The organism is Polaribacter vadi (assembly GCF_001761365.1).
GTDB lineage: Bacteria > Bacteroidota > Bacteroidia > Flavobacteriales > Flavobacteriaceae > Polaribacter > Polaribacter vadi.
This window is the reverse complement of the sequence record NZ_CP017477.1, coordinates 400,829-424,826: the sequence shown is the minus strand read 5'-3', so window position 1 is coordinate 424,826 and position 23,998 is coordinate 400,829. Positions and strand designations below refer to the sequence as shown.

General features: G+C 29.2%; 22 protein-coding genes. 12 read left to right on the top strand and 10 right to left on the bottom strand.

From position 1 onward, the window contains the following. Positions 1–210 precede the first annotated feature (210 nt). From LPB03_RS01845 to LPB03_RS01825, 5 genes are all read right to left on the bottom strand, one after another. Entirely contained in the window at positions 211–1,350 is a 1,140-nt protein-coding gene (locus LPB03_RS01845; protein ID WP_065318172.1) for a lycopene cyclase family protein, read from the bottom strand. Between the two features lie 56 nt (positions 1,351–1,406). After that, positions 1,407–1,853, bottom strand: coding sequence for a sterol desaturase family protein (locus tag LPB03_RS01840; RefSeq protein WP_065318173.1), 447 nt, complete (start codon positions 1,851–1,853; stop codon positions 1,407–1,409). A gap of 2 nt (positions 1,854–1,855) precedes the next feature. Continuing rightward, on the bottom strand, positions 1,856–2,698 hold the full coding sequence (locus tag LPB03_RS01835; protein WP_065318174.1) for a phytoene/squalene synthase family protein: 843 nt from the start codon (positions 2,696–2,698) through the stop codon (positions 1,856–1,858). Between the two features lies 1 nt (position 2,699). After that, positions 2,700–4,166 carry a bifunctional phytoene desaturase/3,4-desaturase gene (gene crtID / locus LPB03_RS01830; protein WP_065318175.1) on the bottom strand — a complete coding sequence of 489 codons (1,467 nt, stop codon included), beginning with the start codon at positions 4,164–4,166 and terminating at the stop codon, positions 2,700–2,702. A gap of 63 nt (positions 4,167–4,229) precedes the next feature. Beyond that, positions 4,230–5,123, bottom strand: coding sequence for a MerR family transcriptional regulator (locus LPB03_RS01825; RefSeq protein ID WP_170324181.1), 894 nt, complete (start codon positions 5,121–5,123; stop codon positions 4,230–4,232). 118 nt (positions 5,124–5,241) lie between these two features. On the opposite strand from LPB03_RS01825, the gene LPB03_RS01820 reads away from it, so the two are divergent. Genes LPB03_RS01820 through LPB03_RS01810 form a run of 3 tightly spaced genes read left to right on the top strand, consistent with a single transcriptional unit; the run spans position 5,242 to position 6,849 of the window. Then, positions 5,242–5,736: an RNA polymerase sigma factor gene (locus tag LPB03_RS01820; RefSeq protein WP_065318177.1), complete on the top strand. Its 495-nt coding sequence runs from the start codon at positions 5,242–5,244 to the stop codon at positions 5,734–5,736. 2 nt (positions 5,737–5,738) lie between these two features. Continuing rightward, positions 5,739–6,353, top strand: coding sequence for a DUF8845 family protein (locus LPB03_RS01815; RefSeq protein ID WP_065318178.1), 615 nt, complete (start codon positions 5,739–5,741; stop codon positions 6,351–6,353). 10 nt (positions 6,354–6,363) lie between these two features. Then, positions 6,364–6,849: a hypothetical protein gene (locus tag LPB03_RS01810; RefSeq protein ID WP_065318179.1), complete on the top strand. Its 486-nt coding sequence runs from the start codon at positions 6,364–6,366 to the stop codon at positions 6,847–6,849. Here the strand turns inward: LPB03_RS01810 and LPB03_RS01805 are convergent. Beyond that, entirely contained in the window at positions 6,846–7,865 is a 1,020-nt protein-coding gene (locus LPB03_RS01805) for a threonine aldolase family protein (protein WP_065318180.1), read from the bottom strand. The genes LPB03_RS01810 and LPB03_RS01805 overlap by 4 nt on opposite strands. 97 nt (positions 7,866–7,962) lie before the next feature. Next, complete coding sequence (locus tag LPB03_RS01800) at positions 7,963–10,377, bottom strand: zinc-dependent metalloprotease (RefSeq protein WP_065318181.1); 2,415 nt, start codon at positions 10,375–10,377, stop codon at positions 7,963–7,965. Positions 10,378–10,463: 86 nt separating this feature from the next. Here LPB03_RS01800 and prfB point away from each other — a divergent pair, with 86 nt between their 5' ends. From prfB to LPB03_RS01785, 3 genes are all read left to right on the top strand, one after another. Continuing rightward, the gene (gene prfB / locus LPB03_RS01795; protein ID WP_065318182.1) at positions 10,464–11,552 is read left to right on the top strand and encodes a peptide chain release factor 2; all 1,089 of its coding nucleotides are present in this window, start codon (positions 10,464–10,466) and stop codon (positions 11,550–11,552) included. 266 nt (positions 11,553–11,818) lie between these two features. After that, positions 11,819–12,211: an arsenate reductase (glutaredoxin) gene (arsC, locus tag LPB03_RS01790; RefSeq protein WP_065318183.1), complete on the top strand. Its 393-nt coding sequence runs from the start codon at positions 11,819–11,821 to the stop codon at positions 12,209–12,211. Positions 12,212–12,297: 86 nt separating this feature from the next. Continuing rightward, positions 12,298–14,763 carry an outer membrane beta-barrel family protein gene (locus LPB03_RS01785; RefSeq protein WP_170324182.1) on the top strand — a complete coding sequence of 822 codons (2,466 nt, stop codon included), beginning with the start codon at positions 12,298–12,300 and terminating at the stop codon, positions 14,761–14,763. A 319-nt stretch (positions 14,764–15,082) separates the two neighbouring features. Here LPB03_RS01785 and LPB03_RS16715 read toward each other — a convergent pair whose 3' ends face one another. Further along, the gene (locus LPB03_RS16715; protein ID WP_026777886.1) at positions 15,083–15,256 is read right to left on the bottom strand and encodes a hypothetical protein; all 174 of its coding nucleotides are present in this window, start codon (positions 15,254–15,256) and stop codon (positions 15,083–15,085) included. 155 nt (positions 15,257–15,411) lie between these two features. On the opposite strand from LPB03_RS16715, the gene fumC reads away from it, so the two are divergent. Both fumC and LPB03_RS01775 read left to right on the top strand, forming a co-directional pair. After that, positions 15,412–16,812, top strand: a complete 1,401-nt coding sequence (gene fumC / locus LPB03_RS01780; RefSeq protein WP_065318185.1) for a class II fumarate hydratase — start codon at positions 15,412–15,414, stop codon at positions 16,810–16,812. 196 nt (positions 16,813–17,008) lie between these two features. Beyond that, entirely contained in the window at positions 17,009–17,479 is a 471-nt protein-coding gene (locus tag LPB03_RS01775; protein ID WP_065318186.1) for a nucleoside deaminase, read from the top strand. A gap of 84 nt (positions 17,480–17,563) precedes the next feature. Here the strand turns inward: LPB03_RS01775 and LPB03_RS01770 are convergent, their stop codons facing one another. Continuing rightward, on the bottom strand, positions 17,564–18,898 hold the full coding sequence (locus LPB03_RS01770) for an MATE family efflux transporter (RefSeq protein ID WP_394364924.1): 1,335 nt from the start codon (positions 18,896–18,898) through the stop codon (positions 17,564–17,566). Between the two features lie 198 nt (positions 18,899–19,096). Further along, positions 19,097–19,657 (bottom strand): fasciclin domain-containing protein, encoded by a 561-nt coding sequence (locus tag LPB03_RS01765; RefSeq protein WP_065318188.1) that lies wholly within the window; start codon positions 19,655–19,657, stop codon positions 19,097–19,099. Positions 19,658–19,856: 199 nt separating this feature from the next. Between LPB03_RS01765 and tpx the strand changes: the two genes are divergently transcribed. From tpx to lolA1, 4 genes are read left to right on the top strand one after another with little or no spacing between them, the layout of a single operon-like run. Continuing rightward, positions 19,857–20,354 carry a thiol peroxidase gene (gene tpx, locus LPB03_RS01760; protein ID WP_065318189.1) on the top strand — a complete coding sequence of 166 codons (498 nt, stop codon included), beginning with the start codon at positions 19,857–19,859 and terminating at the stop codon, positions 20,352–20,354. Positions 20,355–20,356: 2 nt separating this feature from the next. Further along, positions 20,357–20,737, top strand: coding sequence for a diacylglycerol kinase family protein (locus LPB03_RS01755; protein WP_065318190.1), 381 nt, complete (start codon positions 20,357–20,359; stop codon positions 20,735–20,737). 44 nt (positions 20,738–20,781) lie between these two features. Continuing rightward, complete coding sequence (locus tag LPB03_RS01750) at positions 20,782–23,250, top strand: FtsK/SpoIIIE family DNA translocase (protein WP_065318191.1); 2,469 nt, start codon at positions 20,782–20,784, stop codon at positions 23,248–23,250. A gap of 39 nt (positions 23,251–23,289) precedes the next feature. Beyond that, positions 23,290–23,946: an outer membrane lipoprotein periplasmic chaperone LolA1 gene (gene lolA1, locus LPB03_RS01745; RefSeq protein WP_065318192.1), complete on the top strand. Its 657-nt coding sequence runs from the start codon at positions 23,290–23,292 to the stop codon at positions 23,944–23,946. Positions 23,947–23,998 lie beyond the last annotated feature (52 nt).

The following is a 23,998-nucleotide window of genomic DNA, read 5'->3' as shown; positions in this document are numbered from 1 at the left end:
TAATTTTAATAAATAATAATACTATTTTAGATCGAAGGAAACATAAAAGTTAGACTTTTATATTCATAGGAATAAAAAAGTGCAAATATAGATATACTACTATATTTTTAAGGTATAAATGTTATTAAAAGTAACTATTTTACAATTCAATTAATATAAAATGAATATTTGTGAATTTGGACGAAACAAATATATAAATGGATAAAAAATTTAGAAAATTCGCCTAATAAGTGCTTTAGAAAATAATCTTTTCTGCATTTTAGAAAAAATTTGAATCTCTTCTACAATTGTAGTTTCTTCGTCCAAGAATTTGAAGATTTTTTGAGGAGCAATATTTTTAAACATTTTAGAAAATATAGAAGCTCCTAAATAATTTTTTTTGGCTAAAATATCTAACAATAATAAATCATAAAGCCAAAATTTTGTTTTTTGATGAAACGTTTCTAGAGATTTTTCTTGTTTTAAATGATGAATTAATTCAACAGTTTTTTTATCAATATTTTTAAAAGTAAAACCTGTACTTGCTTTGCTCCAACCACCTGAAGTGCCAATATTTATGATGTTTTTTGAATTCTTTTTCCAAAATTCATAACTGGTCATTGGTATTGAACCCTGCTCCTTTTCAATAATTTCATAATCTGTGATTCCTTTTTCTAGCAGATATTTTTCGATTCCTACCTTGTATTCATCATAAGGTAATAAATCTGCAGAAAAAAGTGTGTATTCAAAAAGTGCTTCGTTTTTTTTGTAAGGTAACACATACATAAAACGTGTATTTTCTTTTTGTTCCACAGAAAAATCCATAAAAGTGGCAATGGAATTATCAAAGTGATTTTCTTTTGTTTTGATAAAAAAACCTACAAAATGTTGCTGTAAAGCTGGATACTTTGATTGTTTTTTATAATCGTCAGAAAACAAAATACTATTCAGGATATTTTTAGAAAAATATGTGTTTTTCGAAGTTATTACTGTTGCGAATTTTTCTTCTTGAAGAATTTCAGAAACAGGTTCTTTACGAAAAGTGATATTTGATTTATTTTCTAGAGATTTCCATGTTTTTTTATAGAAATCATCACCTTTAATCATCTTGTATTTGTAAGGAGAAATACTTTTTTTTGATGAATAAGAATCTGATGTAAAGTATATTTTACTCCAAGAATGATGTAAGATATCATCCCATTCTCCTTTGTTTTGTTCCCAGAAACACCAAGTTCTATCGTTTTGTGTTTTCTTTTCTTTGTCTAAAATTAAGATGGTTTTATCAGCAAAAAAAGGTTCTTTTGCCATTCTGTAAGCCATCATTAAACCTGCAGCTCCTGCACCAACAATTATATAATCGTATTTTACCATTGTTGATTAAACCATTTTAAATTAGAGCTTAAATTTTAAATAATAGAAAGAAATCGCTATTTTTTATACGCTTTAAAATATTTAAAAGGCACAAATAACATTCCAAAACATTGGCTATCTTCTTTCCCCATATTTTTATGGTGTATTTTATGGGCTTTTCTCAATCCTTTTAAATACCAATTATTTGTTCTTTTAAACCAACTAAATCTCTGGTGAATTAGAACGTCATGAACCATAAAATAAGCGATTCCATAACATAAAATACCTAAACCTATAAAGAACAAATAGGTGTGTTCTGTATACGTTCCAAAATAAAATAATGCGATACTAGGAATCGCAAAAACAATAAAAAAAGCATCGTTTTTCTCAAATACATGAGGATAACCAGGTTCATGATGATCTTCATGTAAAAACCAACCAAAACCGTGCATTATGTATTTGTGTGTTAGCCAAGTAACACCTTCCATTAATAAAAAAACAACTAAAGTTACTAATATTAACATGCTTAAATAATATTCAATTTATATTTAACATAACTTCTAGCCAACAAATTTATTTTCATTGGGTCAGAAATTCTTATTCTTGTATCCATAATTTTTTCAGAGGGAACAGATTTTAGCTTTTTTAATAACCTTCTATAATATCGATAAGCCATATAAACTCCAAATTTTGCTTCTACTGGTAATTTTAAAATTCCATTTGTATACGCATAATTAAAATCGGCTTCAATTTCATCAATAATAAGTTGTTTAGAAGCTTGATCTAGTTTACCTAAATCTATATTTGGGAAATAAGAACGATTTAACAACTCAAAATCGTCTTTTAAATCTCTTAAAAAGTTTACTTTTTGAAATGCAGAACCCAAACGCATTGCTGCATCTTTTAGCTTATTAAACATTTCATCATCACCATTAACAAAAACTTTTAAACACATTAAACCTACAACATCTGCAGAGCCATAAATGTATTCATCATATTCTTCCTTGGTATTATATTCGGTTTTATTTAAATCTGCTTTCATGCTTTTTAAGAAAGCCTGAACCATATGATCTGGAATATTATACTTTTTTACAGTTTGCTGAAAAGAGTTTAAAATAGGATTTAAACTAATGCCTTCTTCTATTGCAAAATAATAATCGCGCTCAAAATGTGCCATTAATTTCTCTTTGTTGTAATCATGAAAAGTATCTACGATTTCGTCTGCGAAACGAACAAAACCATAAATATTATAAATGTCTGCTCTTATTTTCGGCGACAACATATTTACAGCCATAGAAAAGGAGGTACTATATTTTTTAGTAACCAATTCACTACATCTATTAGAAACGCTATCAAACAATTCTTTCATATTACAGTTGATTTTTTTTAATTAAATCTGATGCTATTTTTCCTGATATTAATGCTGGAGGAACACCTGGACCTGGCACAGTTAATTGTCCTGTAAAATACAAATTATTTACTTTACTACTCTTAATTCTTGGTCTTAAAAAAGCTGTTTGTAAAAGTGTATTTGCCATTCCATACGCATTGCCTTTGTAAGAATTGTATTCTTGTTCAAAATCTTTTACACAAAAAGATCTTTTAAATAAAACACTTTCTTTTATTTTTTGATTTGTTAAAGACTCAAATCTGTCTACTATTTTATGAAAATATTCTTCTCTTAATGCTTCTGTATCTTCAATACCTGGAGCTAAAGGAATTAAGAAAAAACCAGCTTCCTTACCTTCTGGAGCAGAAGTTCTATCAGTTATCGATGTAAAGTTAGCATAAAATAGTGGCGCTGTTGGCCATTTTGGTTGATCATAAATTTCTACAGCATGCAAATCGAAATCTGTATCAAAAAATAAAGTATGATGGCTCACATTTTTAACTTTTTTATCAAAACCAACATAAAATAATAAAGATGATGGAGCAAAAGTTTTTTTAGCCCAATAAATTTCTGAATATTGTCTTAAATTTTGATTTAATAAGGTTTCTGTATGATGATAATCTGCACCACTTAACACTAAGTTAGTCTCAATTTCATCTCCATTTACAACCAAACCTTTTACATTGTTTTGCTCATCAACAACAATCTTTTCTACATTTGCATCAACTTGAAATTTAACACCTAAAGTTGTTGCTAAAGTAACCATACCTTCAATAACTTTGTACATACCTCCTCTTGGATGCCAAGTTCCTAAACCAAAATCTGCATAGTTCATAAAATTATAGAAAGCTGGAGTATTGCTAGGTTTTGCTCCTAAAAACAATACTGGAAATTCTAAAATTTGAATTAATTTTTGACTTTTTATATTTTTACGAACTTGTGTTCTTATGGTCGAAAAAAACTGAGTTACTCTTGCAATTGTGGTAGAATTCACTAATTCTAAAGGAGAAATTCCTGGTTTGTAAACCAAGTCTAAAATTGCAGTTTCATAGTTTGATTTTGCTGAATCTAGAAAACTTTTTAGATGTTTTGAACTCCCTTTTTCTTCTTCCTCAAAAAGTTGATAAATTTCTTCTAAACGATCTGATATTTTAAAAGAATCGTTTTTACCAAAATAAACTTCGTAACCAGGACTTAATTTATCTAAAATATAATAGTCAGAAGGTTTTTTGCCAAAATCTGCAAAAAAACGCTCAAAAACATCAGGCATCCAATACCAAGAAGGTCCTAAATCAAAAGTAAAACCATCTTTTTTGTATTGCCTTGCTCTACCTCCTAAAGTATCGTTTTTTTCTAAAACAGTTACTTTATAGCCTTCTTTTGCTAAATAGCAAGAAGCTGATAAAGAGGAAAAACCTGAACCTATTATATATATGTTTTTATTCATTCTATTTATTTGTTTAACAAATATAAATATTAATTAAACAATAAAAATTATTACTGTAAAACTTTATAAGACTTTTAACAAATCTGATATAGAATCGTACATTGTAATATTAGAGCTTAAATCTAAGTGTTTAACTTTTTGTACTTTTCTACCAACTGCAATAAATTTATGATTATTATTGGTCATTAATTCATTAATGTTATAAAAATATTTCTCTATTTTATCATCATAAGGCTGTATGGTTAAGGAAGTTATAAAGCAAATTTCACGATCACCTTGTAAAAAATAATTAAGGTTTGCTAAAGGCAAACTTTGCCCTAAATAGATAGTATGAAAACCTCTTAAGACTAACTCGTAATTTAAATATAACAACCCTAATTCATGAATTTCGTTATCTGGTAAAAACAATACATAAGTTTTATTTGTACTGATAATATTAAATTGTAATTTTTCTGTATTTATTTGAATTTTCTGTGCAATTAAATTCGATATAAAATGCTCATGTGCAGGCAATAAAGTTTCTGTATGCCATAATAAACCAATATGCTCTAAAAAGGGAATAAAGACATTTTTGAAAATATCCCTAAATGTTTTTTTATGAAGTAACGTATTATAAGTATTGTTAAATAACACTTTATCGAACTGAAACATCGAAACTTTAAAAGAGTTTATAGCTTCATCATTAATAGCAGTTTTAAAGGCTAACTCTCTAGATTGAAGCGTAATTTCTTCATCTGACATAGCTGCTATTTTAGAAATTTTAAACTCATTATTGTTTAACAGCACAATGTTTAAGAGTTTTGTTAAATCTTCTGAAGTATAATACCTAATATTTGTTTCTGATCTTTTTGGTGATAATAAATTGTAACGCTTTTCCCAAATTCTAATTGTGTGCGCTTTTATTCCAGAGATATTTTCAAGGTCTTTAATTGTAAAATCTTGCTTAATATTGTTCAATTTATTTAATTTTATATTTAACAAATCTAATAATTTAAATTGGAAATAAAATTAATTTGAGAAAAATGTAACATTTCTTAAATTTAAACTACTAATACAATAACTAACTATAACTAAAGTGCAGAAAGATTTAGAGACTAGATTTTTATCGGACTTTGAAACAAACCAAAATATTGCGCATAAAATTTGTAGAATTTACACTACAAATAAAGATGCTCATAATGATTTGTTTCAAGAGATTACTATTCAACTTTGGAAAAATTACCCCAAATTTAGAGGGGATTCCAAATTTAGTACCTGGATGTATAGAGTAGCTTTAAATACAGCAATTTCTTTATATAGAAAATCGACAAGAAGAATTAAAACACAAGATATAAGTGATTTTGCTTATAAAATTAAAGGGCATGAATATGATGATACAGAAGAAAAACAATTAGCCTCTTTATACAAAGCAATTCATCATTTAAATGATATTGACAAGGCTTTAATTTTCTTGTATTTAGAAGATAAACCTTATAAAGAAATAGCTGAAACCTTAGGTATAACCTCTGTAAATGCTAGAGTAAAGATGAACAGAGCAAAAGAAAAATTAAAAAACATTTTAAACCCATAAACATGGATTTATTAGAAAATTATAAAAAAGCCTGGGTAAACCAGCCAGAAGAAAATGAGAAATTATCTTCTTTAGAAATTTACAAATTGGCACATTCTAAATCGTCATCTATTGTAAAATGGATATTTATAATAGGTATTTTAGAGTTTGTAATTCTTAACTCTCTATATTTTATTATAGATATGGATGAAGCTTATGCTGAATACAAAAAAATGGGATTAGAAGATTTTATTTTTTATACTCAAATTGCTGCTTATGGAATTTTATTCTACTTCCTTGTCATGTTTTATTTAAATTATAGAAGAATTTCTACAACAGATGCCACAAGAACTTTAATGAGAAAAATTCTAAAAACTAGGAAAACTGTAAGAAATTATGTCCTCTTTAATTTAAGTTATATGGCTTTAATAATGATTGTTGTTACAATAGCTTCCATAAATAATAATTTTGATGATTTAAATAACAAACAAATATTTTTAATAATAATTGCTACACTTATAGCAACGCTTCTAATTTTAGGTGTTTTATGGCTTTTCTATCAATTATTATATGGTTTTTTATTAAGAAAATTAAATAGAAATTACAAAGAATTGGCTAAATTAGGAGAAACAAATTAAACAATTGGTAATGAAAAAATTAGTCCTTTTTATATTTTTAGCTTTTTCTTTAACAACTTTTTCTCAAAAAACCGACTTTTGGGACAATGTTCAGTTTGGAGGAGGATTTACACTAGGTTTTGGCAACAACCAAACAACTATTGGTATTTCACCAAGTGCTATTTATAATTTTGATAATGGTTTTGCTCTAGGTGCAGGTCTTGGGTATTTATATAGCGAAATAAACGATTTTTCTACAACTGCATACAGCACAAGTATACTCTCTTTATATCAAACTAATTTTAACGTTCAGTTTTCTGGTGAGTTAGAGTATTATTTTGCAAAACAACAAATACAAGGTTCAAACTCTTTCAATTCGAATTTTCCTGCACTACATTTAGGAGTTGCCTATAACCAAGGTAGGTTTGCTGTTGGTATTCGTTATGACGTTTTATATGATGATGATAAAAGCGTTTTTGCTTCGCCAATTTCGCCTGTTGTTCGTTTTTATTTTTAAAAATTTTTCAATTCTTTTAATAAAATTTCGTGCATTTTATCTGTATAATCTAAATGCGTAACAATTCGTAATTTTCCATCTCCCATTGGTGTTAACAAAATATTTTTTTCTTTCATTTTGTTGATAAAAAACTCAGCACCAATTTTTTCATCAACATAAAAAATAATGATGTTTGTTTCTATAGGTTCTACTTTTGTAATGTAAGAAAGTGATCCTAAAAGTGCGCCTATTTCTTTTGCTTTTTGATGATCTTCTGCCAATCTTTCCACATGATTATCTAAAGCATAGATTCCTGCAGCTGCTAAAAAACCAACTTGACGCATTCCACCACCTAATAATTTTCTTAATCTTAAACCATACGTCATATCTTTTTTTGATCCTAATAAAAGAGAACCAATTGGTGCTCCTAGTCCTTTTGATAAACAAATAGAAATCGTATCAAATAATTCTCCATATTGTTTTGGAGTTTCATTTTTTGCAACCAAAGCATTAAATAAACGTGCTCCATCTAAATGAAACTTTAAATTATTTTTTTTAGCTACTTGCTGTATTTTTTTTATTTCTTCAAAATCCCAACAAGCTCCACCTCCTTTATTTGTAGTATTTTCTAAACAAATTAGTTTTGTATAAGGTAAATAGATTTCTGGTTTTGCAGCAGCTATTTCTTCAATTTGCTTTGCTGTAAACATGCCTCTTTCACCATCTATTAACTTACACGTAACTCCAGAATTAAAAGCAACTCCACCACTTTCATAATTATAAATATGAGCATATTTATCACAAATAACCAAATCTCCAGGCTGTGTATGCAATTTTATGGCTGTTTGATTTGCCATAGTTCCTGATGGAAAAAACAAAGCGTCTTCCATTCCAAACATTGTAGCTACTTTTTCTTGTAGCTCGTTTACAGTTGGATCCATTTTAAAAACATCATCGCCAACTTTTGCGCTCATCATTGCTTCCAACATTTTTGGTGTTGGCTTTGTAACTGTATCTGAAATTAAATCTATGATCATTTTTATTTTTTAGAAAACACAAATTTCACTAATCAAACTCAATTTTCTTGAATTAATTTAGAGAAATTTGTAAAATTTTTAAACTTTGTTTCTGTTTTTAATTCCCAATTGGAGAACCATCTGGAATTTGTGGAGCTGGCGATTTTTTAAAAGTCGTTGGATTTTTTAAAAAACCATCAATCATTTTTACCATAGCTGCATCATATATTTTTTGAACGCCATTTGCATTTTTACCTTCAAGGATTTTTTTAACTTCCTCTAGCTTAAACATGGCAATTGCGTTTACTTGTTGATACTGATTTTTATAGGTTGATAAATACATTAATGCTTCCAAAAACTGACTATTTACAACATTTTGCAACTCTTGGTAATACGTATCTTTATGATTAACTTTAATTGTATTCTGTATTAAAATATCAAGTAATTCATTGAAACCTAATTGCGAATCGTCCAAACTTTTATGCGCAATAAGTCTAGACATTCTTTGTGGATGTAATAAAAGTTCCAACGTCATTTCTGAAGTGGTTTCTACAGCAGAAAAAGCATCAAAAGCAACTCCTAATTTACTTTTAAAAGATTCTCTTGTTCTGTTATAACCATAAGCTCTTGGAGAAAAAAACGCCAATTTTTCTTTTGGAATTGCAATTTCATCTACAGAAATGGTTTTTATAACTGCAGCTAAAGCTTTTAATTCTGTTTCTCCAGAAACTCTTTCTACCACTTTCTGATTTCCTCCTTTTACAGCATAAGAATATTCTAAACCACCAATCAATTTTACAGTTGCTTCTGTTTGAAATCTATGTAAAAAATAAAGAGGTACAAATACATCTTCCAACACAGAATAAGGTTCGCCAGTTTTTATATTATCCAAAGAAAAATTAGTAATGGCAGTTTTTCTTATTTTTAAAAGATTGATTAATTCATCGTAAATAGTACCTCCATTATCCCACAAATGTGCTGTTGCACTTGCACTTCCTTTAGGTCTTGCATCTGCATCAGACAAATATTTTAAACCACTTTCATACGCATTTTCTAAAATGTCTTTTAAGGCTGTTTCTTCATCTTTATCATCAGCAAAATCTTGATAAGAGTAGTTTACAATTACTTTATCCCAAGCACCAATTTTAGTATCATAAGCATCAGAAAAATCAATTTCACCATTTTTTAAGGTGAATTTTGGATGTGGATAATCCATCACAGAAGTTCGTCCATTTGTACTTGCTGCAAAATTATGACTGAATCCTAAAGTGTGTCCGATTTCATGTGCAGCTAATTGTCTGATTCTTGCAATTGCCATTTGCATAGCAAAATCATCATCAACTGTATTATTTTTATAAGGAGCTTGCAGGGCTTGTGCAATTAAAAAATCTTGACGAATTCGCAAACTTCCTAAACTTACATGTCCTTTTAAAATCTCTCCAGTTCTTGGATCAGAAATATTAGAACCATAACTCCATCCTCTTGTAGATCTATGCACCCATTGCACAACATTGTAGCGAACATCTAACATATCTGCACCTTCAGGCAACATTTTAAACTGAAAAGCATCTTTATACCCAGCAGCTTCAAAAGCTTGATTCCACCAACGTCCACCATCTAAAAGCGCACTTCTTACAGGTTCTGGAGTTCCTCTATCTAGATAATAAATTATAGGTTCAACTGCTTCAGAAATTGCAGCATTCGGATTTTTCTTTTCTAATCTGTGTCTGTAAATAAAGCGTTTTGTAATCGATTCGTTTACGGGCGATGAATAATCTAAATAGCTCATTTGCCAAGAACCAGCTCTTGGATCATATTTTCTAGTTTTGTATTTATTGTCTGGCAATTCCACAAAAGAATGATGTTGATGCACAGTTACTAAACTCGCATCTGGAGTTACACTTCTAATATTATAGCCTTTTGGAGTTCCTTTAAAAGTTAGCATTAAATCGAACTCAACATTTTTAGGAAACGCTTTTGTACGCTCTAAATAAAAAGCCGATTTACTTTTATCCAAACTGTAATTTCCTTGGTTATTTCTTGCTAAAGTTCTAGCAACTCCATGTGCATCTCTCATAAAAAAATCAGTAGCATCTACTAAATAAACGCCTTTTTTTTCTTGGTTGATGACAAAACCATGCAAAACCGATTTTGCAAACGCTTCCTTTACCGAGTTTTTTTCTTCTTCATTATCTGTAATGGCTCTAAAATCTTGATTTGGTTGAATCATTAAAATTTTATTACCCGCTTTTTTAAAAAAGACGACAACTCCACCTCCTAATTGTCCTCTATCTAAACCAATATCATTAGAACCAATTCCTTGAGAAAGTGCATTTACATATAAAAATTCCGAATCTAAATTCTCTATTTGTAAAAATACCTTGTCTTTCTTTTCATCATAATAAAAAGGAATGTAGCCCTCATATTTTGTAATGCCTTCTTGTAATTTTTTACCAGTTTTTTCTTCAAAAAATTGAGAAAAACTATTAAAACTACATGCAATAAAAAGTAAAAAAAGTATTGATTTTTTCATGGTTTGAATATTTTCTATAAATCTATAAAATAACTATCAACTTTAAAAACTTGAAATCCTAAAAAATCATTTATTTTTGTTCTTGTATGATTACACAAGACCAACTTAAAGATATTGCTGCTAGAATTGAGAAATTAAAAGATTATTTAGAAATCGATAAAAAACTCATAGAAATAGCTAATGAAGAAGAAAAAACGGTAGATCCTAATTTTTGGAACGATCCAAAAGCTGCTGAATTATTTATGAAAGAACTCCGTTTTAAAAAGAAATGGGTAGAAGATTACAATCAAATAATTCGTTTAAATGAAGATTTAAATGTGTTTTACGATTTTTATAAAGAGGATGAAGCAGAAGAAGAAGATGTAAAAAATCAATATGAAAAAACTAGTACGTTTTTAGAAGATATTGAGTTTAAAAATATGCTTTCAGAGGAAGGAGATTCACTTTCTGCAACCATTCAAATTACTGCTGGAGCTGGAGGAACAGAGAGTTGCGATTGGGTAGAAATGCTTTCTAGAATGTACACAATGTGGGCAGAAAAGCAAGGTTTTAAACTAAAAACATTAAATTATCAAGCTGGTGATGTTGTTGGGATTAAAACAATTACCATAGAAATTGAAGGCGATTATGCTTTTGGCTGGTTAAAAGGAGAAAATGGTGTGCATAGATTAGTCCGAATTTCGCCTTTCGATTCCAATGCAAAACGCCACACAACTTTTGGTTCTGTATACGTTTTTCCTGTTGCAGATGATTCTATTGAAATTGATATAAATCCTGCAGATGTAGAAATTGTTACTGCACGTTCAAGTGGTGCTGGAGGACAAAATGTAAACAAAGTAGAAACGAAAGTTCAACTAACACATAAACCTTCTGGAATTCAGATTTCTTGTTCAAACTCACGCTCTCAGCATGATAATAGAGCAACTGCCATGAAAATGCTAAAATCGCAATTGTATGAAATTGAATTACAAAAACAGCAAGCTGCAAGAGATGAAATTGAATCAGGAAAACTAAAAAACGAATGGGGTAGTCAAATAAGAAATTATGTGATGCATCCTTATAAATTAGTAAAAGATGTTAGAACTGGGCATGAAACAGGAAATGTAGATAATGTAATGAATGGAGATATCAATCCTTTTTTAAAAGCATATTTAATGTTGAATGGGCAGAAATAAAGCCCATCTTAATCTTCCTATTTCGACTACGCTCAATATAAACTCGGGAAGAAATACTCTTGTGAAGAAATACTCTTATGAGATTTTTTTCAAATAATAATTTGAAGCCATTTCCTGCTTTCCATTATATCTTTTTTTAAGAAAAATAAAAAAAGGATGCCATTTCAATCAGGGCTAAACCTGTTTGCAAACTACGTTACAATTAAAAAATAATTACATTATTAAAAACCTAACTGAAATAAACAATTCATAAAACACAAAAAGCCATGACTAAAATAAACAATTTACTCCCTTTGGGAGAAAGAGGGCTTCAAATTTACCACAATCCAAGATGTAGAAAATCGAGAGAAGGTTTAGCCATTTTAGAAAACTCAGGAAGAGAATTTGAAATCATAAAATATTTAGAGGAAGTTCCATCAGAAAAAGAACTTACAGAAATTATAACAATGTTAGGAATTTCGCCTATTCAACTAGTCAGAAAAACAGAAAAAATCTGGAAGGAAGAATATAAAGGTAAAGAACTTTCAGATTCAGACATTATCACAGCAATGGTTCAAAATCCCAAACTGATAGAAAGACCTATTGTAATCAACAAAAATAAAGCTGTTATTGGCAGACCTCCAGAAAATATTTTAGAATTGCTCTCAATGACTAAATAAATTTTTGTTTAACGAATTTTTAACTTATTTAAACTAAACTAAAAAGGATATTTGCAGTCTTAAAGTAAATCTTAAATTCAAAAGTTTTGACTAAACAAATATCTCTTTTTATTTTTTGCCTGTTTTCGGCATCAGTTTTATTTTCTCAAATGGCAATGCCAGTAAAAGAAATTTCTATTACAGGAAAAGTAGTAGATGCAAATTCAAACCAACCTTTAGAGTACGCAACTATTGTGTTAAAAAACACAGATACTCAAAAAATTTCTGGAGGAATTACAGATATGGAAGGAAAATTTGATATTAAAACTCCTACAGGAAATTACGAAATTAGTGTAGAGTTTATTTCTTTCAACTCAAAAAAATATCCAAAACAAAATATTACAAGTGATTTAGATTTAGGAACTATAAAATTATCTGAAGATTCAAAATCTTTAGATGAAGTTGTAATTATAGCAGAAAAAACAACTGTTGATATTCGCTTAGATAAAAAAGTTTTTAATATCGGTAAAGATTTATCTATTAGAGGTGGTAATGCAAGTGACGTTTTAGGAAATGTACCTTCTGTTCAAGTAGATGTTGAAGGAGCAGTTAGTTTACGTGGAAATGAAAACGTAACCATTTTAATTGATGGAAGACCAAGTGCTTTAGTAGGTATGAATGGTGCTGAAGCTTTAAGACAAATTCCTGCAGAAGCAATTGAAAAAATTGAAGTTATTACTTCTCCATCTGCAAGATATGATGCTGAAGGAACAGCTGGAATTTTAAATATCATTTTAAGAAAAAACAAATTAACAGGTTTCAATGGTTCTTTACAGTTAGATTTAGGGGAGCCTGCAAGAGTTGGTACAGCTTTTAATGCAAACTGGAGAACAAAAAAGTGGAATCTTTTTACAAATACTGGTTTTCGTTACAATGAAACTCCAGGAAATGCATTTTCAGATTCTGATTACCTTTCTCCATCTGCACAAAATGCTAAAGTTGTAGAACAAAGAAATTTTGATCGTTTAGGAAGATCTATTTTTACTAGTTTTGGAGCAGAATATTATTTAACTGAAAACTCAAGTATTATTGGAAACATAGTATTTAGTAAAGGAAATGATGATGATGTAAACTCAAATACCATCCAAAGATTTAATGCTCAAGGAGATATTAATGAAGCTACTTTTAGAACAGAAGGTGAAGGAGAAGATGAGCAAAGAGTTCAATATACATTAGACTATGTAAATAATTTTAATGATTCTGGAAAAAAATTATCTATCAACTTACAATACTCTACAGAAGAAGAAGATAAATTAAATAATATTACAGAAATAGATACACAAGCAAATCTTTTAAACGATTTAGAGTTGGTTTTAGAAGATCAAAATGAAAATAGTGGTTTATTACAAATAGATTATGTACATCCTGTTGGAGAAGACATTCAATTTGAAGCAGGTTATAGAGGTAATTATAGAGATATTTTTAATAGTTTTTATTTAGCAGAAAGACAAGATTTTCCTAATGGAGACTTAATTCCTGATGATGGTTTAAACAACTCTTTTAATTATGAGGAATTTGTAAATGCAGCTTACTTTCAATATGGACAAAAATTTAATAATATTTCGCTTTTAGCTGGTTTACGTTACGAATATACTAATATCGAAATCGTACAACAAACATCTACTACAAATGATGAAAGATCTTATGGAAACTTATTCCCTACTATAAATCTTGGTTACGAATTAGAAGGTGGAGATAGTTTTACTTTAGGATATAACAGACGAATTAGAAGACCAAGAGGTAGAAGTTTAAATCCTTTTCCTAGTAGATCTAGTGAAAGTAATATTTACAGTGGTAACGTAAATTTAAATCCTGTAATTACAGACGCAATAGATTTAGGTTATTTAAAACGTTGGGATAAATTAACTTTAAGTACTTCTATTTACTACAATGTAAGTAATGATAATTGGGAAAACATTCAAGAAGATACAGGTGAAATTACTGATAATGGAGATCCAATTACAAGAAGATTTCCTGTAAATTTATCTACACAAGAAAGATATGGTTTTGAATTCACCTTAAACTATAGACCATTTAAAATTTGGAATATTAATAGCGATTTTAATTTATACAATGTAAAAACAGATGGAGATTACTTAAACCCTACAACAAATGTTTCACAAAATTTCGACTTCGAAAATACTGCATTTTTTATAAGATTAAATCAAAAAATAACTTTACCATCTAAAATAGATTTACAAGTTAACTCAAATTATAGAGGTCCAAATAAAAATGCGCAAACAGAAAGCCAAGGTGTTTTTAGTATGAATCTTGCTGCAAGTAAAGATATTTTTAAAGAAAAAGCATCTATTAGTGTAAACTTTAGCGATGTTTTTAATAGTAGAATTAGCAAAAGAACTACAAATTTACCAGGTTTTTTAGATCAGTATTCAGAATTCCAATGGAGAGAACCACAATTTACGGTTAGTTTAGTATATCGTTTTAATCAAAAGAAAAAAGTAAATAGAGAAAATAGAGAAGAAAATGGTGGTGTAGAAGATTTTGAAGGATAGTCTTTGGGCGTTTTAACAGGCTTTCAACACTCGCTTTTTTTCTGAAAAAGAAAAAAGAGCTCAAACAAATGTTTCAATCCTTAACGCACTTACTCAAACCTATAAAAAAACTCGTTCAATTTTTGAACGAGTTTTTTGTATTTTATAAAATGGTTAATCTTATGCAACATCTTACAAACTTTTCTATTTCTGAAAACTGGAGAATCTCTTCAGTAAGTTATCCAAATATCTTAATCATTATAAAACTAAACTATAACAACAAAAAAACTCATTCAATTTCTTGAATGAGTTTTATATAGTACAATATATTTTTAAAAAACTACTTCCCTTCAGCAGCTTCTTTTGCTTCTTTTTTTAATTTGAAATTTTCCCAAATTGTTCCTCCAATCCAATAAGGAACCACAAAAGTTAATAAGAATATTAACAACCAAAAACCAGCTGTAAAAATAAACATGAATAAAACTAATCCTGAAAATTGAGAAAAATCTAACATTGTTGAATATTTGTAAAAATTATGTCACAAAAATAACACATATTTTCAAATTCTACGTATAAATCAAAAAAACTTTTAACACGATTTCTACAAAACTGTTTATCTGTAATCATTTTAGATTATGTAAATTTGTTCTTTTATTAAAATATCCAAAAATGACAAAATACAGAGTTGAAAAAGACACAATGGGTAACGTAAATGTGCCAGCAGATAAATATTGGGGAGCACAAACAGAACGTTCTAGAAATAATTTTAAAATTGGTGCAGCAGGTTCTATGCCTTTAGAAATTGTATACGGTTTTGCATATCTAAAAAAAGCAGCAGCATTTACAAATTGTGAATTGGATGTTTTAACATCAGAAAAAAGAGATTTAATTGCACAAGTTTGTGATGAAATTTTAGCAGGCAAACATGATGATCAATTTCCTTTAGTAATTTGGCAAACAGGTTCAGGAACACAATCTAACATGAATGTGAATGAAGTGATTGCAAACAGAGCTCATGAAATTGCTGGAAAAACAATTGGTGAAGGTGATAAAACCATTCAACCAAATGATGATGTAAACAAATCACAATCTTCTAACGATACGTTTCCAACAGGTATGCATATTGCTGCTTACAAGAAAATTGTAGAAAACACCATTCCTGGAATTACACAATTAAGAGATACTTTAAAAGCAAAATCAGAAGCATTTTCTGACGTTGTAAAAATTGGACGTACGCATTTAATGGATGCTACTCCCCTAACCTTAGGTCAAGAATTTTCTGGTTATGTTGCACAATTAAACTTCGGTTTAAAAGCATTAAATAACACTTTAGAACATTTAAGTCAATTAGCTTTAGGTGGAACTGCAGTAGGTACAGGTTTAAATACTCCAAAAGGATATGATGTTTTAGTTGCTAAATACATTGCAGAATTTACAGGAATGCCATTTATTACAGCAGAAAATAAATTTGAAGCTTTAGCTGCTCATGATGCTTTAGTAGAAACGCATGGAGCTTTAAAACAAATCGCAGTTTCTTTAAATAAAATTGCAAACGATATTAGAATGATGGCTTCTGGACCAAGATCTGGAATTGGAGAAATCATAATTCCTGCAAACGAACCTGGTTCTTCAATTATGCCAGGAAAAGTAAATCCTACTCAAGCAGAAGCAATCACAATGGTTTGTGCGCAAGTTATGGGTAATGATGTTGCTGTTACAGTTGGTGGTACTCAAGGACATTATGAATTAAACGTTTTTAAACCAATGATGGCTGCTAACGTTTTACAATCTGCTCAATTAATTGGTGATGCTTGTAGATCATTTGATGAAAATTGTGCTGCTGGTATTGAACCAAATAGAACAAGAATTACAGAATTAGTAAACAATTCTTTAATGTTAGTTACTGCTTTAAATACAAAAATAGGTTATTATAAAGCTGCAGAAATTGCAAACACAGCGCATGAAAATGGAACAACTTTAAAAGTTGAAGCTGTACGTTTAGGATATGTAACTCCAGAAGAATATGATGCTTGGGTAAAACCAGAAGAAATGACAGGAGGTTTAAAATAATCTTCAGTTGGCAGTTGCTGTATGCAATCATCGATTAAAAATTATACTTTTATTTTAAAAGTAAACAAAAAAACAATTCAAATAATTTAAAGGTTTATAAATTTGAATCTTTATTAAAAATTAAACAAGTTTGCAGAAATTCAGGTGGTTTTAAATACTCCACTGTTAACTGATACTGAAAACTGAATACTAAAGTATGAATCACACAGAATTTATGAGTGAAGCAGTAAAAGCTGCTTTAAAAGGAATGAGTAATAATGAAGGAGGCCCTTTTGGATGTATCGTTGTAAAAGATGGAGAAATTATTGGTCGTGGAAATAACAAAGTAACATCTACCAACGATCCAACAGCACATGCAGAAGTTACAGCCATTAGAGATGCTTGTAACAAAATTGGTTCATTTCAATTAGATGGTTGCATTATATACACTTCTTGCGAGCCTTGCCCAATGTGTTTAGGCGCAATTTATTGGGCAAGACCAGATAAAGTGTACTATGGAAGTAATCAACAGGATGCTGCTGATATTGGTTTTGATGATGAATTTATTTATAAAGAAATTCCACTCCCTTACGAAAAAAGAAGTATTCCATTTGAACAAGTTGGACGAGAAATTGCTTTAGAACCTTTTCAAAAATGGTCTGAAAAGCAAGATAAAATTGAATATTAAAAACTAAAATCCTGATGTAAAAATCAGGATTTTTTTTGTTGAAAAAATGAAATTAAAAAAATATATACTCTATTTCTTATAAAGTTAACTTTCAAGAACTAACTCTTTCTTTTCCTCTATTAACTTTAAAGTTAATGTATTAAACCTTATATATAACAACACAGAAGCTGTTGTTAAACCAGCCAATAAGCCTAGCCAAATTCCAAAACTACCATACATATCTTCTTTACCTAAAAAGTAAGAGACAGGAAAACCAACACACCAATAAGAAATAAAGGTAAGAATTGTGGGCACTTTTACGTCTTGTAAACCACGTAAAGCTCCTAGAAATACAACTTGAATACTATCAGAAATTTGGAAAAATGCAGCCACCAATAATAAATCTGCAGCTATAGAAACCACTTCCATATTGTCTATATAATTTTTAGTATCATTTAAATCCATATAAATATTAGGTAAACTTTTATGGAATATAAAAAAGAAAATCGCAAATAAAGTTGCCAGTAAAGCCCCTAATAAGAAGATTGAAAAAGCAATTCTTCGCAATTCTTTGTAATTCTGCAACCCTTTTTGATTCCCAACTCTTATCATAGAAGCAACGCTTAAACCCATTGCTACCATAAATGTCATGGAAGATAAATTCAAGGCAATTTGATTCGCTGCTTGCGGATTTTTACCCAATAAACCACTCAACCAAATTGCAGCCGTAAAAATAGCGACTTCAAAAAACATTTGCATCCCACTTAAAGAACCTAAGTTGATGATTTTTTTGATCATCAAACTATCTAAAACAAAGAATTTTATATTTTTTACTATTTGCGCAGAACGTTCTTTGTAACGCAATAAAACCCATAAATAAATAACCATTACAAAACGTGAAACTAAAGTTCCATAAGCTGCACCAACAATGCCCATTTCTGGAAATCCGAATTTACCAAAAATTAATAAATAGTTTAAAACTACGTTTACAATATTTGCCAATAAAGTAGCATACATTGGGTATCTAGTCATCGACATTCCATCACTAAACTGTTTAATTGCTTGGAAAATTATCAACGGAATTAAAGAAAATGCCACCAAATCTAAATACGGAATTGCCAATGCTACCACTTCTTCTGGCTGTTGCATTAAATACATGAACGGTTTTGAGAAGAAAACTAACAGGAATAATAAAATCCCTAAAGTTGTGCATAAAAAAAGTCCACTTTTATAACCAGATCTTGCTTGCTGTAAATTATTAGACGAATCTGCTTCTGCAATAATAGGTGTAATTGCTGTTGAAAATCCGATACCAATAGACATCGCAATAAACATAAAACTATTTCCTAAAGAAACTGCTGCTAATTCTGCAGTTCCTAATTGACCCACCATAATATTATCTACAAAAGCAACAAATGTATGCCCTAGCATTCCCAACATTACTGGTGTTGCAAGTTTTAAATTGTATTTAAATTCTGATGTATATTGTGTGATATTCACGCTTTTTGGTTGCTTTTTTCAGTGTGCAAAAGTACAATTAGTTATCAATACAATTTGTTACTATTTCAAAAAATAAAAAGCATAAAAAAACCACTTTTAGGGAAAGTGGCTTAAAATTTATATAAGAGTTCTTATAAATTAAGATTTTGGTAATAAAACACTATCAATAATGTGAATTACTCCATTAGATTGATTCACATCTGCAATGGTTACTACTGCTTTACCTCCATTTTCATCAGAAATGTAAACTTTTTTATCTTTCATCCAAGCTGTAATGGTTCCTCCACTTACTGTTTTTATTGCCACTTTTCCGTCATTATCTTTAATCATTTTAATTAAATCTGCTGCACTAACTTTACCAGCAACTACGTGATATGTTAAAATAATTTGTAATTGTTTTTTATTTTCTGGTTTTAATAAAGTTGCAACAGTTCCTTCTGGCAACATTTCAAACGCTTTATTTACGGGTGCAAAAACGGTAAATGGACCATCTCCAGATAACGTTGCTACTAAATCTGCTGCTTTTACTGCTGCTACTAAAGTGGTATGATCTTTAGAATTTACTGCATTTTCTATAATGTTTTTAGAAGGAAACATTTCTGCTCCACCAACCATTTTAGTTTTTTGAGCAAAATAAGTTTGTCCTATAAATAATGTAAAAATAAAAATTGACACTTTTAAAAAATTTGATTTCTTCATAATGATAAAATTATTTATTAATAATTAATATTTGTGTTACGCTCATATTTACGCAAAGAATGAAGTTACGGTTTTCCATAACTGTTAAAAAAGTATTAAATCGATAGTAATACTTAAAATTAAGGATGTTTTAGATATTATTTTTTATTGATTGATTTAATTATTCTTACTTTTGAATATCACTAAAAAAAATAATAAAATGGCAGATATTACATTAAAAGGAAACGCAATAAGTACAATAGGAGATTTACCAAAAATAGGTAGCAAAGCTCCAAATTTCACATTAACCACTGTAGATTTATCACATAAATCTTTATCAGATTTTGAGGGTAAAAATATCATTATGAATATTTTTCCTAGTGTAGATACTGGTATTTGTGCAATGTCTGTAAGGGAATTTAATGAAAAAGCTTCTGGTTTAGACAATACTGTAGTATTATGTATTTCTAAAGACTTACCTTTTGCGCAAGCTCGTTTTTGTGCTGCAGAAGGATTAGATAATGTTGTAATGCTTTCTGATTTTGCGAATGGTGATTTTGGAAAAGATTACAAGCTAAACATCGCAAATGGACCCATGGCAGATTTACATTCAAGAGCCATTGTTATCGTAAATCCAAAAGGAATTGTTACGTATACACAACAAGTTCCTGAAATTGCTGAAGAACCAAATTACGAAGCTGCTTTAAAAGCTATTTAAGAATGAAAAATCCTAATGATGGTTTTCTAAGAGGTAGAATTAGAAGTTTAAAGTTTGCCTTTAAAGGGTTATGGATTTTAATGTCTACTGAAGACAGCATAAAAGCACAATTATTTTTCGCTTTAATTGCAACTATCTTAGGTTTCGTTTTTGATATTTCTGAAATGGAATGGGCTGTGCAATGTTTAGCAATTGGTTTAGTTTTAGTAGCTGAAGCTGCAAATTCTGCCATTGAAGAAGTTGCCGATTTTATTCATCCAGAATTCCATATAAAAATAGGATTGATTAAAGATATTGCTGCAGGTGCACCAACATTTGCAGCTTTAATCTCCTTAATTATTGCTGGAATTATTTATGTTCCAAAAATTACTTTGTTGTTGTAAGCAAAAATGTATCTTTACGCTCTAAAAAATTACTTTCATTTTTAATGGCAAAAAAGAAGCAAATCTTAAAAAAACCAACAGTTACAAAAGAAAATAAAAAGGATAAAAAACTTGGTTTTTTATCTTATTTTAAATCAAGACAAGCGCAAACCATTTTTGGTTTCTTCTTAATGTTGTTCGCATTTTTTTTGTGCACTGCATTTATTTCCTTTTTCTTTAATTGGCAAGAAGACCAAAGTACCTTAAACTATTTAACAGATAAATCTGTAAAAAGCAGTAATTTATTAGGTAAAATTGGCGCAAACTTAAGTCACTTTTTTATTTATGATGGTTTTGGTTTAGCTGCTTTTATTATTGTCTTTCAAATTTTTATATCTGGCTTTTATATTTTGATAAAGCAAAGATTCGCGAAAGTTATCATTTCTTGGAATTGGAGTTTATTAGCCATGCTTTGGATTTCTGTAACGCTTGGTTTTTTACATCAAAAATATGCCCTTTTATCTGGGGTTATTGGCTTCGAAATTAATGATTATCTACAGACTTTTATTGGTAAAACAGGTTTAGCAATAATTTTAATCTTTTTATTATTAACGTATTTAATTGTTCGATATAAAGTAAATATTGATGCTTTTATTGAAAAAATGAAGCAAAAAAGAATTGAAAGAGCAGAAAGACAATTAGAAGAATTGGAGTATTCTGCAATGGATGAGGTTGTTAATGAAAGTTTAGAAAAAGAAACTATTTCTAAAACTGAAAAACAAGAGGTAAAGAAAGTAAAATCTGGAGTTGAGTTATCTTTAGAAAACTTAAAACCTACTATTTCTAAACATTCTGATGTAAAAACAGCAAAAGAAAAACTTACCTTATTAATTGAAGAAAAACCTGCAACAGAAGATCAAGTAGAAGAAACTGTTGAAGATATGAATGATGTTGGAATTGATATTGCCATTGCAAGAGAGGAAGAATCATCCACAGAAAATTTATCAGACAAAATATTACAAGACTTTGGTGAGTTTGATCCTACTTTAGAATTATCTAACTTTAAGTTCCCAACTTTTAATTTACTGAAACAATATAATGAAAGTATTTCTATTGATCCTGAGGAATTAGAAGCCAATAAAGATAGGATTGTAGATACTTTAAAAAATTATAAAATTGGTATTGCAGAAATAAAAGCTACTGTTGGGCCAACAATTACTTTGTATGAAATTGTTCCAGAAGCAGGAATTAGAATCTCAAAAATTAAAAATTTAGAAGATGATATTGCACTTTCTTTATCTGCTTTAGGTATTAGAATTATTGCTCCAATTCCAGGAAAAGGAACGATTGGTATAGAAGTACCAAATAAAAAATCGACCATTGTTTCTATGCACTCTGTAATTACATCAAAAAGATTCCAAGAATCTCAAATGGAATTACCAATTGCTTTGGGTAAAACAATTAGTAACGAAACTTTTGTGATTGATTTAGCAAAAATGCCTCACCTTTTAATGGCTGGAGCAACTGGTCAAGGAAAATCGGTTGGTTTAAATGCGGTTTTAACATCACTTTTATATAAAAAACATCCAGCAGAAGTAAAGTTTATTTTGGTAGATCCAAAGAAAGTAGAACTTACGTTGTTTAATAAAATTGAGCGTCATTATTTGGCAAAATTACCAGATGTTGAAGAAGCCATTATTACAGATACTACCAAAGTTGTACATACATTAAATTCGTTATGTATTGAAATGGATAATCGTTACGATTTGCTAAAAGCAGCCATGGTTCGTAATATTAAGGAATACAATGTTAAGTTTAAACAACGAAAATTGAATCCTAATGAAGGACATCAATTTTTACCTTATATTGTTTTGGTAATTGATGAATTTGCAGATTTAATAATGACTGCTGGTAAAGAAGTAGAAACACCAATTGCACGTTTAGCTCAACTTGCAAGAGCTATTGGTATTCATTTAATTGTAGCAACACAAAGACCTTCTGTAAATGTAATTACAGGGATAATTAAAGCAAACTTCCCAGCAAGAATTGCCTTTAGAGTAACCTCTAAAATAGATTCTAGAACCATTTTAGATGCTGGAGGAGCAGACCAATTAATTGGACGTGGAGATTTATTATATACAGCTGGAAATACCTTAAGCAGAATACAATGTGCTTTTGTAGATACTCCAGAAGTGGAAAAAATTACCGATTTTATTGGTTCGCAAAAAGCGTATGCAGATGCGTATTTATTGCCAGAATATGTAGATGATGAAAGTGGCACAAGTATTGATATTGATATTGCAGATAGAGATAAGTTGTTTAAAGATGCAGCAGAAATTATTGTAACTGCGCAACAAGGTTCAGCTTCTTTATTACAAAGAAAATTAAAATTAGGCTATAATAGAGCTGGTAGATTAATTGACCAGTTAGAAGCTGCTGGAATTGTTGGTGGCTTTGAAGGTAGTAAAGCAAGACAAGTTTTGGTGCCAGATTTTATAGCTTTAGAACAATTATTAGAAAACGAAAAAAATTAAACAAATACTTTTATTTTAAAAGAAAGAAATTAGAGAAATATGAAAAAAATAACAATTTTATTTTTAAGTTTATTTTTAACTACAGTCGCATTTTCACAAAACTCAGCAAAAGCAAAATCTTTGTTAGATGAAGTTTCTACAAAAATGAGTGCCTATAACAATATGTATTTAGGTTTTAGCCAAACGTTAAGCAATAAAGAAGCTGGAATTAAAGAAGGTGATGAACCACCAATTAGAGGTGAAATAAATTTACAAGGAGAAAAATATAATTTAAATTACTTAGGTAACAATTTTATTTATGATGGTAAAAACCTGTATGTAATTAACAATGAAGAAAAAGAAATTTCAATCACTTCTGGAGATATGAGTGGAGATGATGGTTTTATTTATCCATCGAAATTATTAACTTTTTATAAAGAAGGTTACAATTTTGAAATGGGAAAATTAGAGAATATTAATGGTAGAAATATTCAGTTTGTAACTTTAAATCCTATAGATAGCAATTCTGATATTGTTAAAGTAGAATTAGGTATTGATGCTAAAACAAAACATATCTTTAAGTTGATTCAAACAGGTTCTAATGGTGCTAAAACAAGTTTTGTAATTACAACCTTTAAAAGTAATCAACCTTTATCTACAAACTTTTTTGTGTTTGATAAACAAAAATATGTAAGTCAAAAATATACCATTGATTAATTATAAATATTATTTCAATTAACAATAAATTAGTAGCATCTTATCATTTAAG

Excerpts from the sequence above, each read along its gene's own strand:
- LPB03_RS01845 (WP_065318172.1), bottom strand. The coding sequence starts at position 1,350 with ATGGTAAAATACGATTATATAATTGTTGGTGCAGGAGCTGCAGGTTTA.
- LPB03_RS01840 (WP_065318173.1), bottom strand. The coding sequence starts at position 1,853 with ATGTTAATATTAGTAACTTTAGTTGTTTTTTTATTAATGGAAGGTGTT.
- LPB03_RS01835 (WP_065318174.1), bottom strand. The coding sequence starts at position 2,698 with ATGAAAGAATTGTTTGATAGCGTTTCTAATAGATGTAGTGAATTGGTT.
- crtID (WP_065318175.1), bottom strand. The coding sequence starts at position 4,166 with ATGAATAAAAACATATATATAATAGGTTCAGGTTTTTCCTCTTTATCA.
- LPB03_RS01815 (WP_065318178.1), top strand. The coding sequence starts at position 5,739 with ATGGATTTATTAGAAAATTATAAAAAAGCCTGGGTAAACCAGCCAGAA.
- LPB03_RS01810 (WP_065318179.1), top strand. The coding sequence starts at position 6,364 with ATGAAAAAATTAGTCCTTTTTATATTTTTAGCTTTTTCTTTAACAACT.
- LPB03_RS01805 (WP_065318180.1), bottom strand. The coding sequence starts at position 7,865 with ATGATCATAGATTTAATTTCAGATACAGTTACAAAGCCAACACCAAAA.
- LPB03_RS01800 (WP_065318181.1), bottom strand. The coding sequence starts at position 10,377 with ATGAAAAAATCAATACTTTTTTTACTTTTTATTGCATGTAGTTTTAAT.
- prfB (WP_065318182.1), top strand. The coding sequence starts at position 10,464 with ATGATTACACAAGACCAACTTAAAGATATTGCTGCTAGAATTGAGAAA.
- arsC (WP_065318183.1), top strand. The coding sequence starts at position 11,819 with ATGACTAAAATAAACAATTTACTCCCTTTGGGAGAAAGAGGGCTTCAA.
- LPB03_RS16715 (WP_026777886.1), bottom strand. The coding sequence starts at position 15,256 with ATGTTAGATTTTTCTCAATTTTCAGGATTAGTTTTATTCATGTTTATT.
- fumC (WP_065318185.1), top strand. The coding sequence starts at position 15,412 with ATGACAAAATACAGAGTTGAAAAAGACACAATGGGTAACGTAAATGTG.
- LPB03_RS01775 (WP_065318186.1), top strand. The coding sequence starts at position 17,009 with ATGAATCACACAGAATTTATGAGTGAAGCAGTAAAAGCTGCTTTAAAA.
- LPB03_RS01770 (WP_394364924.1), bottom strand. The coding sequence starts at position 18,898 with ATGTTGGGAATGCTAGGGCATACATTTGTTGCTTTTGTAGATAATATT.
- LPB03_RS01765 (WP_065318188.1), bottom strand. The coding sequence starts at position 19,657 with ATGAAGAAATCAAATTTTTTAAAAGTGTCAATTTTTATTTTTACATTA.
- tpx (WP_065318189.1), top strand. The coding sequence starts at position 19,857 with ATGGCAGATATTACATTAAAAGGAAACGCAATAAGTACAATAGGAGAT.
- LPB03_RS01755 (WP_065318190.1), top strand. The coding sequence starts at position 20,357 with ATGAAAAATCCTAATGATGGTTTTCTAAGAGGTAGAATTAGAAGTTTA.
- LPB03_RS01750 (WP_065318191.1), top strand. The coding sequence starts at position 20,782 with ATGGCAAAAAAGAAGCAAATCTTAAAAAAACCAACAGTTACAAAAGAA.
- lolA1 (WP_065318192.1), top strand. The coding sequence starts at position 23,290 with ATGAAAAAAATAACAATTTTATTTTTAAGTTTATTTTTAACTACAGTC.